The sequence below is a fragment of the Armatimonadota bacterium genome, from assembly GCA_018268395.1.
In the GTDB taxonomy this organism is placed as follows: domain Bacteria; phylum Armatimonadota; class Fimbriimonadia; order Fimbriimonadales; family Fimbriimonadaceae; genus JAEURO01.
The window spans coordinates 1-9090 of sequence record JAFDWQ010000013.1; the positions used below are offsets into that span (position 1 = coordinate 1).

7 protein-coding genes are annotated in these 9090 nt (G+C 63.8%); 5 read left to right on the forward strand and 2 right to left on the reverse strand.

What is annotated here, in order from left to right; translation table 11 throughout:
* On the forward strand, positions 1-755 hold a 755-nt coding region (locus tag JST30_17095; GenBank protein ID MBS1716046.1), incomplete at its 5' end, for a pyruvate kinase.
* Positions 756-759: 4 nt separating this feature from the next.
* Here the strand turns inward: JST30_17095 and JST30_17100 are convergent.
* A complete protein-coding gene (locus JST30_17100; GenBank protein MBS1716047.1) occupies positions 760-2691 on the reverse strand; it encodes a cation-translocating P-type ATPase in 1932 nt (643 codons plus the stop codon).
* Positions 2692-2787: 96 nt separating this feature from the next.
* Between JST30_17100 and JST30_17105 the strand changes: the two genes are divergently transcribed.
* Genes JST30_17105 through JST30_17115 form a run of 3 tightly spaced genes read left to right on the forward strand, consistent with a single transcriptional unit; the run spans position 2788 to position 5618 of the window.
* Positions 2788-4170, forward strand: a complete 1383-nt coding sequence (locus JST30_17105) for an HDIG domain-containing protein (GenBank protein ID MBS1716048.1) — start codon at positions 2788-2790, stop codon at positions 4168-4170.
* A 2-nt stretch (positions 4171-4172) separates the two neighbouring features.
* Entirely contained in the window at positions 4173-5255 is a 1083-nt protein-coding gene (locus JST30_17110) for an AI-2E family transporter (protein MBS1716049.1), read from the forward strand.
* Between the two features lie 12 nt (positions 5256-5267).
* The gene (locus JST30_17115; GenBank protein MBS1716050.1) at positions 5268-5618 is read left to right on the forward strand and encodes a hypothetical protein; all 351 of its coding nucleotides are present in this window, start codon (positions 5268-5270) and stop codon (positions 5616-5618) included.
* 7 nt (positions 5619-5625) lie between these two features.
* Here JST30_17115 and JST30_17120 read toward each other — a convergent pair whose 3' ends face one another.
* Positions 5626-6393: a hypothetical protein gene (locus tag JST30_17120; GenBank protein ID MBS1716051.1), complete on the reverse strand. Its 768-nt coding sequence runs from the start codon at positions 6391-6393 to the stop codon at positions 5626-5628.
* A 131-nt stretch (positions 6394-6524) separates the two neighbouring features.
* Between JST30_17120 and JST30_17125 the strand changes: the two genes are divergently transcribed.
* Entirely contained in the window at positions 6525-9044 is a 2520-nt protein-coding gene (locus JST30_17125) for a zinc-dependent metalloprotease (protein MBS1716052.1), read from the forward strand.
* Positions 9045-9090 lie beyond the last annotated feature (46 nt).

Here is a 9090-nt window from a genome sequence, read left to right on the forward strand (position 1 = left end):
AGGAAGCGCTGCGCGACCTCGACGACGTCATCGACGCCAGCGACTCGGTCATGGTCGCTCGCGGCGACCTCGGTCTCCAGATGGACTTGGAAGACGTGCCCTTGGCCCAGAAGCGGATCATCCGGCGTTCGCACCTTGCAGGCAAGCCGGTCATTACCGCGACCCAGATGTTGGAAAGCATGCTCGTGAACGCCCGTCCCACCCGTGCCGAGGTCTCGGACATCGCGAACTCGATCCTCGACGGCACCGATGCGGTGATGCTGAGCGGCGAGACGGCAAGCGGGGCTTATCCGGTCGAAGCGGTGCGGACGATGGCGCGGGTGGCCGAGAAGACCGACGGGATCGTGAAATCGGAACTCTTTTCGGACGAGGATTCGGAACGGCCGAAACGTGACGACGCCACCGACGCGATCGCGCTCGCCGCGGTCTCGGTCGCGAACACCTTGCGGGTGAAGGCGATACTGACGATGAGCGAGAGCGGATTTACGCCCCGGATGGTCGCGAAATACCGCCCGAAGGCGCCGGTCTATTGCGCGTCCTGGAACGCGAGGACGCAGGCTCAGAACGCGTTAGTGTGGGGCGTCCAGTCGATGCCGATGCCGCCGACGACGAACACCGACGAGGCGGTCGCCCAGTTGATCGACGTGTTCCGGAGAAAAAAGCTCGTCAAGTCGGGGGACCGGGTCGTCGTGACGGCGGGCGTGCCGCCTGGAACGCCGGGCACGACGAACATGGTGATGGTCAAGACGGTGTAGGGGTTCAGGCCTTGGCCGGCGGCCCGGCCAAGAGTCGGAGCCCGTTGAGGATGACGATCACGGTCGAACCTTCGTGCCCGACGACGGCGAAAGGCAGCACCGAGTGGCGCATTGCAGGCAGCCAGGCGTCGATCACGATACTGCCGAGCGTCAGTAGCATGATCACTCCTGCCGCGAAGAAGAGATTGGCTTTGATCACGCGGTTCGTCAGACGACCGAGGTTCACGAGGTCGGGAAGGCGCTTCAGGTTGTCCTGCATGAGGACGACGTCGGCCGCGTTCAAGGCGACGTCGCTGCCGAGGCCGCCCATGGCGACACCGACGTTGGCACGAGCGAGGCTCGGGGCGTCGTTGATGCCGTCGCCGACGAAGATGACGCCGTTTTGGGACATTTCGGCGACGATCTCCTCCTTTTGATCAGGAAGAAGTGCGGCATGGACTTCGGTGATGCCGAGTTCGCCTGCAATGACGCCCGCCGTCACACGGTTGTCGCCCGTGATCATGGCCGTACGGACGAAGCCCATGGTCCGGAGGTCGTCGAGGACTTTCTTCGCCTCGTCTCGGGGCTTGTCCCGGAACCCGAGGGCCGCATGGCGTTCGCCCGCTTCCAGGACGGCGACGGTCATGCCTTGCGCCTGGATCTCCTTCGCGTGCTCGAGGAACGTCTCGGGAAGGCTCTCGAAGAACTGGAGCTGACCGATGCGGACGAACGTGCCGTCCACGTTAGCGGTGACGCCCATGCCGGAGACCGCGCGACTGTCCGTGGCCTCTGGGACGTCGATGCTATGGGCGCGGGCGGCGGAGAGGACCGCTTCGGCGATGGGGTGGGTGCTGTACTGCTCGGCGGCCGCGGCGTAGCGGAGAAGTTGCTTGGCCTGGTCGGACATGGCGGAAGCGCCGTTCCAGCAGGCGTGGTCTTCGACGCAATGGCTCGCGCCACCGACCGCCACGGGCGCCTCGACGCAGACGCAGATCTCCTCGAGCACGGGCTTGCCGGAGGTGAGGGTGCCCGTCTTATCTAGGGCGATGCACTTGGCCTGCCCGGCCGCCTCGATGAACCCCCCTCCGCGGACGAGCATGCCTTTACGGGCCGCCCATGCCAGTGCCGAAAGTGTGGAGGCGGGGGTCGAAATGACGAGGGCGCAGGGGCTAAGGGCGACCAGGAGCGTCAGCGACGCATAAAGCGCTCGGTCAAGGTCCTCCTTGAGGACCATCCGGACGATGACGGACAGCAGCGCCGCGCCGATGACGATGAACGTGTAGGTCTGGCCGAACCACTGGCTGACGCGCTCGCCGCTCGCCTTGTTCTCCTGGGCGTCCTGGACGAGGGCGACGATCTTCTCTAAGGTGGTGTCGCCACTGGCGCGGACGACCTTGACCACGATCATGCCGTCGAGGTTCTGGGTCCCGCCGATGACGTCGTCGCCTTCCACCCTGGGGACCGGGACGGATTCGCCCGTCATCGCGGCTTGGTCGACGCTGCTCGAACCGGACGTGACGACACCGTCCAGCGGAACGACTTCGAACGGCTTGATACGGATGAGGTCACCGGCTTTGACCGCCGTGAGCTCGACCGTCCGGTCGCCACCGTCTTCGATGAGCACGGCCGTGTCCGGACGGAGCTTGATGAGGCCCTCGATCGCCGACTTCGTACGGGCGAGGGCGAACTCCTCCAGGGTCGATGAAAGGCTGAACAGGAACAGGAGGACGGCCGCCTCGACCGGATGTCCCAACGCGACAGCCCCGGCCCCGGCGAGGAGCATCAGGACGTTGACGTCCAGTCGCCTGTCTTTGAGCGCGTTCCAGCCCGCCATCAATGCGAACGGCGATCCTGCGATCACGGCGACGTAGGGCAACGCGGGATGGAGCCCGAACAGGCTTCCCACAAGGGCGAGCCCGCACAGGACGGTCAGAACCGTCTGCACCGTGCGCGTCATCTGTCCACATTCTAAGCCCATCTCAAGTCGCGCGTCACAGACCTGGGGCCGAAGGCGGCCAAGCCTAGCCTCTGACGTCCGTCAAAATCAGGACGCTTGGAACCCGTTGTCGCCGCTATCGCCGCCGCCTTACGGGCGACGCCCTTCGAAGGAAGGACGTTCGTCGTGGGCGGGGCCGTGCGCGACCGGCTCCTCGGTCTGCCGTTCCGGCAGGACGTCGACATCGTGGTCGAAGGAGACGCCGGGGAGTGCGTCCGTCTCCTCTATGAAGCGGGTGTCGCAGAAAGGCCGCCGGTCACGTACCCGCGGTTCGGAACGGCGATGGTCGTGGTCCAAGGTACGGAAGTCGAGTTCGTCACGGCAAGGCGGGAGTCGTACTCGCCCGAGTCGCGAAAGCCCGACGTCGAACCTGCGACGATCCTGGAAGACGCGCTGAGGCGGGACTTTACGGTCAACACGCTGCTCCAAGACGTTTTCACCGGTGAAACGGTCGACCCTCTTGGAACGGGGGCCGACGATTTGCGCGACCGGGTCTTGCGCACGCCCCTCGATCCTGAACAGACGTTCTTCGACGACCCCCTCCGTATGCTGAGGGCCGTCCGCTTCCGCTGGCAACTCGGGTTCACAGTTGCCGCCGGGCTTGAAAACGCCGTTCGCGACCAGTCCGGACGGTTGGCCGTCATCAGTCCGGAACGGATCCAGGAGGAGTTCACGAAAATGGTCCGCCTCCCAGGAGCCGCAGGCGCCCTCCGCGATCTGATGGACTTGGGTCTGCTCGACGTTTTCGCGCCCGAGTTCCGAGCCATGGCCGGTTGCGAGCAGAAAGGACACCACCATCTCGATGTTTGGGGGCACACGCTCTTGGCGCTTTCTCACGTCGAAGGCGACGACCTCGCCGTCCGGCTCGGCGTTCTGTTCCACGACATCGGAAAGCCTCCGACCAAATCGGTGGAGGCCGATGGGCGGATCCGGTTCTTCGACCATGAGAACATCGGAGCGGAACTGGCGCGCCGTGTCCTGCGACGCCTTCGATACTCGGAAGACCTGATCGGAACGGTCGCGTTGCTGGTCTCCGAGCATATGCGCTTGAACTCGATGCCGTCGATCACCGACTCGGCGGCGCGACGCATCGTCCGCGACCTCGGCCCTGACCTCGAACGTTGGCTCTTGTTGGTCGAAGCCGACGTCAGCGCCCTGAAACCTGGGCTCAAGCCGATGGACGTCGACGCCGTCCGAAGGAGACTGGCCGAAACGGTGGACAAGACCCCGGCGGCATCCTTGGTCTCACCCTTGGACGGGGCGAAGATTATGGACCTTACGGGTCTCGGCCCGGGTCCTCAGATCGGTACGATCAAGGCGGCGCTGGTGGAAGACGTCTTGGAAGGTCGGCTGGAAGCAGGGGACGTTGCGTCGGCCGAGCAAAGACTGATGGCCGAGTGGCGTAACTGGATCCGGTCCGACGACGTAAGCGGGAGTTAACGATGGGCGCGAAACCCTATGAACGCGGCGCAGGCGTGATCGTCTTTTGGGTGATCACGGGGGCGGCATTGGTCGGAGCCCTCCTGATGGTGCTGCCCTTCTTGAGCGCCATCCTTTGGGCGACCGTCCTATCGGTCCTGACCTATCCGTTGTACAAGCGGTTCAAGCGCCGGATGTCGGACGGCCTCGCCGCGTTCACCACCACGGCGCTGGCAGCCCTGATCGTCATCATCCCCTTCGCCGTGATCGGGACGATCGTCGGCGTCCAGGTCTATGACTTCGCCTCGAAACTCACGGCCCAGAGCACATCAGGGCACCTGACGGTCGAAGTCTTGGCCCAGGAAGCCGACCGGCTCGTGAAACCCGCGCTTGAAATGGTGGGACTCGGCGACGTCAGCGTCGAAGGTTACGTCCGGGAGAACCGTTCCGAGCTCGCGGGGATGGTGCGGGGGCCGTTGGCTTCCGGCGTCGGAAGGCTCGGCGCGACGCTCGGCATGATGCTGATCGCGCTCCTCACCATGTACTTCATGCTGAAAGACGGCCACCGGCTCCGTGAACCCGTTTGCGAGATCGTGCCTCTTCCCCAAGAGAAGACCATGGAGATCCTGGTGAAAATGGAGTCGACGGTCCACGCGGTCTTCATCAGCGTCGTCATGGTCTCTCTCGTGCAGGCCGGGATCGCGACCTTGCTGTACGCCGCCACAGGCGTCCCGTCGCCCCTGCTTTGGGGGCTTGTGACCTTCGTGTTCTGCACCGTCCCCTTGCTCGGCGCCCCGGTGATCTATGCCCCGCTGTCGATCCAATTGATGGCGACCGGGCGCATGACGCAAGGCCTGATCCTCCTGATCGGCTGTCTCACCCTCGTCTCGACGATCGACAACCTCGTCCGCCCGTTCTTCATCGGTGCAAGGTCGTCGCTCCACCCGATGGCGATCTTCTTCAGCCTTCTGGGCGGGGTCGTCGTGTTCGGACCGGTGGGAGTCATGGCGGGGCCCCTGGTCTTGACCCTTTTGATCGGACTGACCGACGTGCTTCGGGCGACGCGCGACGTTCCAGTCTCCCCGACCCTCGAGCCGGAAGCATAATCAGCCGGTCCCATGCCGCACCTCCAGCTCGAACTCAGTGAAGGCCTCCTCAGTCGTGTGGCCGTCGACGACTTGCTCAAGTCGTTGGCGGACGGTCTTGCGCTCAGAGAGACGGTCGATCCGGCCGCGGTCAAGGCCTATGCCCGTGTTGCGGCGCATTGGGCGATGGGGCAGGGTGCTCCGGAGTCTTTCGTCCACTTGACCGTCTGCGTCCTGGAAGGGCGCACGCCGGAGTGGGAGTCCGAGACGTCGGACGTCCTCTACGGGCTTTTGGCCGCAGGGCTCGGCCCTGTCGCGGCGACAGCGTCGGTCACCCTCGAGTTCCGCAGGATGGAGCGGCGGACGTACCGGAAGGGCGGTTGATCCGGGACTAGTCGCTGGGCTTCCGTCGGGGCGGCTTTTTGGGCCCGAACTTCTTCGGCCCGCCTTTCCCGAACGACGACGGCCCCTTACGATTGGCGCCGGGCCGGAACGGCCGGCTGCCGAAATCGGGCTTGTCCGAGGACGTCCGCCGCTTCGGACGGTCGTCGCCTTCGGGACGGGATCCGAAGCCTCCCGACGTCCTTCGGTACGGTTTGTAACCGCCGTCGTCGCTTCCATAACGCGGCTTCCGCTCGTAACCGCCGGAGTCCTCGGACGTCCGTCGGCGCGGAGGAGGGCCGTCGCCGCCTTCCGAAGTCCGGCGCTTTCGCTCGTAAGCGGGCCTTTCCGGACGGGAGCCGTCCTTGTCGAAAACGAAGTTGCGGAGTTTGACGTGGCCGGTCACGAACGTCGTTCCCAGGTCGAGCGCCCACTCCCAGATGCCGTCCATTCGGTCGACGTAGACGCAGCTCGCGCCCGCCTTGACCTCTTCTTTATGCATCGACTTCCAGTTGTCGTCGAGCTCCTGGGCCAGGTCGAAAAGGTGCATCTTGTCGCTGCCGGGCAGCGGCACTTCGGCGCTGAACATCCTCGTCGCGAGGCCCGGTTTTCGGAAGTGGGCCCCGGACTCCGGGAACATGGCTTCGATCAGTTCCTTCAACCGTTCGAACCAGAGTTCCCGCTGTTCGCCCGACACGGTCTTCGACCTCATGACCAAATCGCGGCGAAAGGCGTCGAACTCTTCCGCGCGACGGGACTCTGGCGAACCGAACCTCATGGCTTCATTATGGTCCCCGAGGCGTCGTGACTCCCGCCGAGTGGCGAACTCCGCCGATCACGGCAACTTTGCAGACCGTGCTTGACGTATTCTTGTCAGGCTCCCGGCCCCGGGGGTCTGGATACTGTCGTATGAACGCTTTTACTTTGTTGAGCGCGCTGGCCCTGGCCGGCGGATCACCCACCCTGTCGTCTGACGTCCCGGCCCTTCGAGCGCTTCGGCAAGCGGCCCCTCAAGACCAGAAGAAGCCCGAAGAGAAGAAACCTGAGGAGAAGAAGGACCCCTATCAGGACGCGATCAAAGACTTCACGAAAAAGGAGGGCGTCTTCACGGTCTTCAAGAAGGACGAGACGTACCTGATCCAGATCCCGAAGAACCTGCTGGGCCGCGACTTCCGCTGGACGACCGAACTGAAGAAGACGCCGAGCGGCCTCTACAACGGAACGGCCGTCACCGAGGGGGTCGTCCGGTTCGAGGAACGCGGGGACAAGGTTCTGCTTCGGACGGTCGACTACTCGGTCAAAGCGACCGACGGCGACGAGATCAAAGTAGCGGTCGAGCAGTCCAACGTCAATCCCATCATCAAATCGTTCCCGGCGAAGGCGAAGGCACCGGACGGATCGCCGCTGGTCGACGTCACGTCGTTCTTCAAGGGCGATATCGCCGAGTTTTCGGCGAAAGGGCTGCTCGGCGGATCGATGGTGGACTCCGACCGTTCGTTCATCGAAGGGATCAAGGTCTTTCCGCTCAATCTGAACGTGGAAGTCACACAAACGGTCGCCGGAGGCGCCGGTGGTCGGGGTGGGATGAGCCCGTTCGGCGGGGCACCTCCGAGGACCGCGAACACCGGCGTCGTCCTCCACAGCCTGGTGCTCCTTCCCGAGAAGCCGATGATGGGTCGTCTTGCAGACTCGCGCGTCGGGTACTTCACGAACGGGTTCACCGACTACGGCACGGACTATCACGGTTCAAAAACGTACGCTTTCATCAACCGCTACCGACTCGAGAAGAAGGATCCGAACGCGGACGTGAGCGAGCCCAAAAAGCAGATCGTCTATTACATCAGTCGGGAGGTGCCTGCCAAGTGGCGTCCCTACGTCAAGCAGGGGGTCGAGGATTGGAAGGGCGCGTTCGAGGAAGCGGGCTTTAAGAACGCGATCGTCTGCAAGGAAGCCCCCTCGGTCAAAGAAGATCCGGAGTGGGATCCCGAAGACCTGCGTTACAGCGTCATCCGCTGGGCGCCGCTGGCCATCGAAAACGCCATGGGGCCGAGCGTGACCGATCCCCGATCGGGCGAGATCTTAAGCGCCCATGTCATCGTCTGGCACGATATCCTCAAACTCCAGACCGCCTGGTACTTCGCGCAGGCCTCGCCGTGCGACCCTAGGGCCCAAAAGATCCCGTTCCCTGACGACCTGATGGGCGAGTGCCTTCGGTTCGTCATCGCCCATGAAGTCGGTCACACGCTCGGCCTTCCCCACAACGGCAAGTCCAGCGGGACGATCCCCGTCAAGTTGCTCCGCGACCCGCAATGGACCGAAGAGAACGGCACGTGCACGAGCATCATGGACTACGCCAGGTTCAACTACGTGGCCCAACCGGGCGACGGTGCCGCGCTTGTGCCCAAGGTCGGCCGCTATGACAAGTTCAGCATCCAGTGGGGCTACAAGCCGATCGACGGGGCGAAGAACCCCGTCGACGAAAAGCGCCTTCTTGATGCTTGGGCGAGCCGTCAGGTCAACGACCCGATGCTGCGCTTCCACGACAACTTCGACTTCGACGACCCGACCGAGCTCTTCGAGTCGCTCGGCGATAACGTCGTGGAAGCCTCCACGTACGGTGTCGCCAACCTGAAGCGGGTGATGGGCTACTTGATGCCCGCCTCGACCAAGTTCGGTGAAGACTATTCGGAACTGGCGCGCCTCTACTCGGCGGTGCAGCAGCAGATGATGATGTACGTCTTCCACGTTTCGGCTGCGATCGGTGGCACGATCGAAACGGACTATCACGCGGGTCGCGGGACCGAGGTCTATGCCCCGGTTCCCAAGGACTACCAGAAGTCGGCCGTCCGATGGATGTGCGACACGCTCTTCGAAACGCCGTCGTGGTTCTATCCTCGCGAGATCGCCCTCCGCTTGGGCAAGGACACGGTCGGGCCGATCTCCGGGCTCCAGAGCATGGGGATGGGGTCGATCATGAACACGGGCAAGTGGGACCGCATGTTGCAGCAAGAGGCCCTGTCGCTCGGCAACACGTACACGGTGGGCCAGATGCTCGCCGACGTCCGGAAGTGCGTCTTCCGCGAACTGGGAACCGGTTCGTCCGTCTCCCTCAACCGGAGGAGCGTGCAGCGTATGTTCTTGACGCGGTTGACGAACATGCTGGGATCGAGCAGCGAAGCCAGGGTCCACGCCTTGGCCGAGCTCCGCGCTGACCTCTATACGTTGGACGCCGGACTTTCGAAGACGAAGGACGACGTGACGGTAGCGCACCTTCAGGAACTGAAAAAGCAGGTCGAGTTCGCCCTTGCCAACCCGGACAAAGTGGGCGGTGGAGGTGCTCGTCCGCAGTCGCTTCCGTTTTTCAAGCCTTGGTGCACGACCGGCCTGGACAATGTCACATGGCCCTGGGACGAGACGAACGGCTCTTAGGCCGATCGTGGACAGGGGCGAGCCAAACACGCTCGCCCCTTTTTTG

What these genes read in the sequence shown, in the direction of transcription:
- JST30_17100 (MBS1716047.1), bottom strand. Translation starts at nt 2,691, where the DNA reads ATGACGCGCACGGTGCAGACGGTTCTGACCGTCCTGTGCGGGCTCGCC.
- JST30_17110 (MBS1716049.1), top strand. Translation starts at nt 4,173, where the DNA reads ATGGGCGCGAAACCCTATGAACGCGGCGCAGGCGTGATCGTCTTTTGG.
- JST30_17115 (MBS1716050.1), top strand. Translation starts at nt 5,268, where the DNA reads ATGCCGCACCTCCAGCTCGAACTCAGTGAAGGCCTCCTCAGTCGTGTG.
- JST30_17120 (MBS1716051.1), bottom strand. Translation starts at nt 6,393, where the DNA reads ATGAGGTTCGGTTCGCCAGAGTCCCGTCGCGCGGAAGAGTTCGACGCC.
- JST30_17125 (MBS1716052.1), top strand. Translation starts at nt 6,525, where the DNA reads ATGAACGCTTTTACTTTGTTGAGCGCGCTGGCCCTGGCCGGCGGATCA.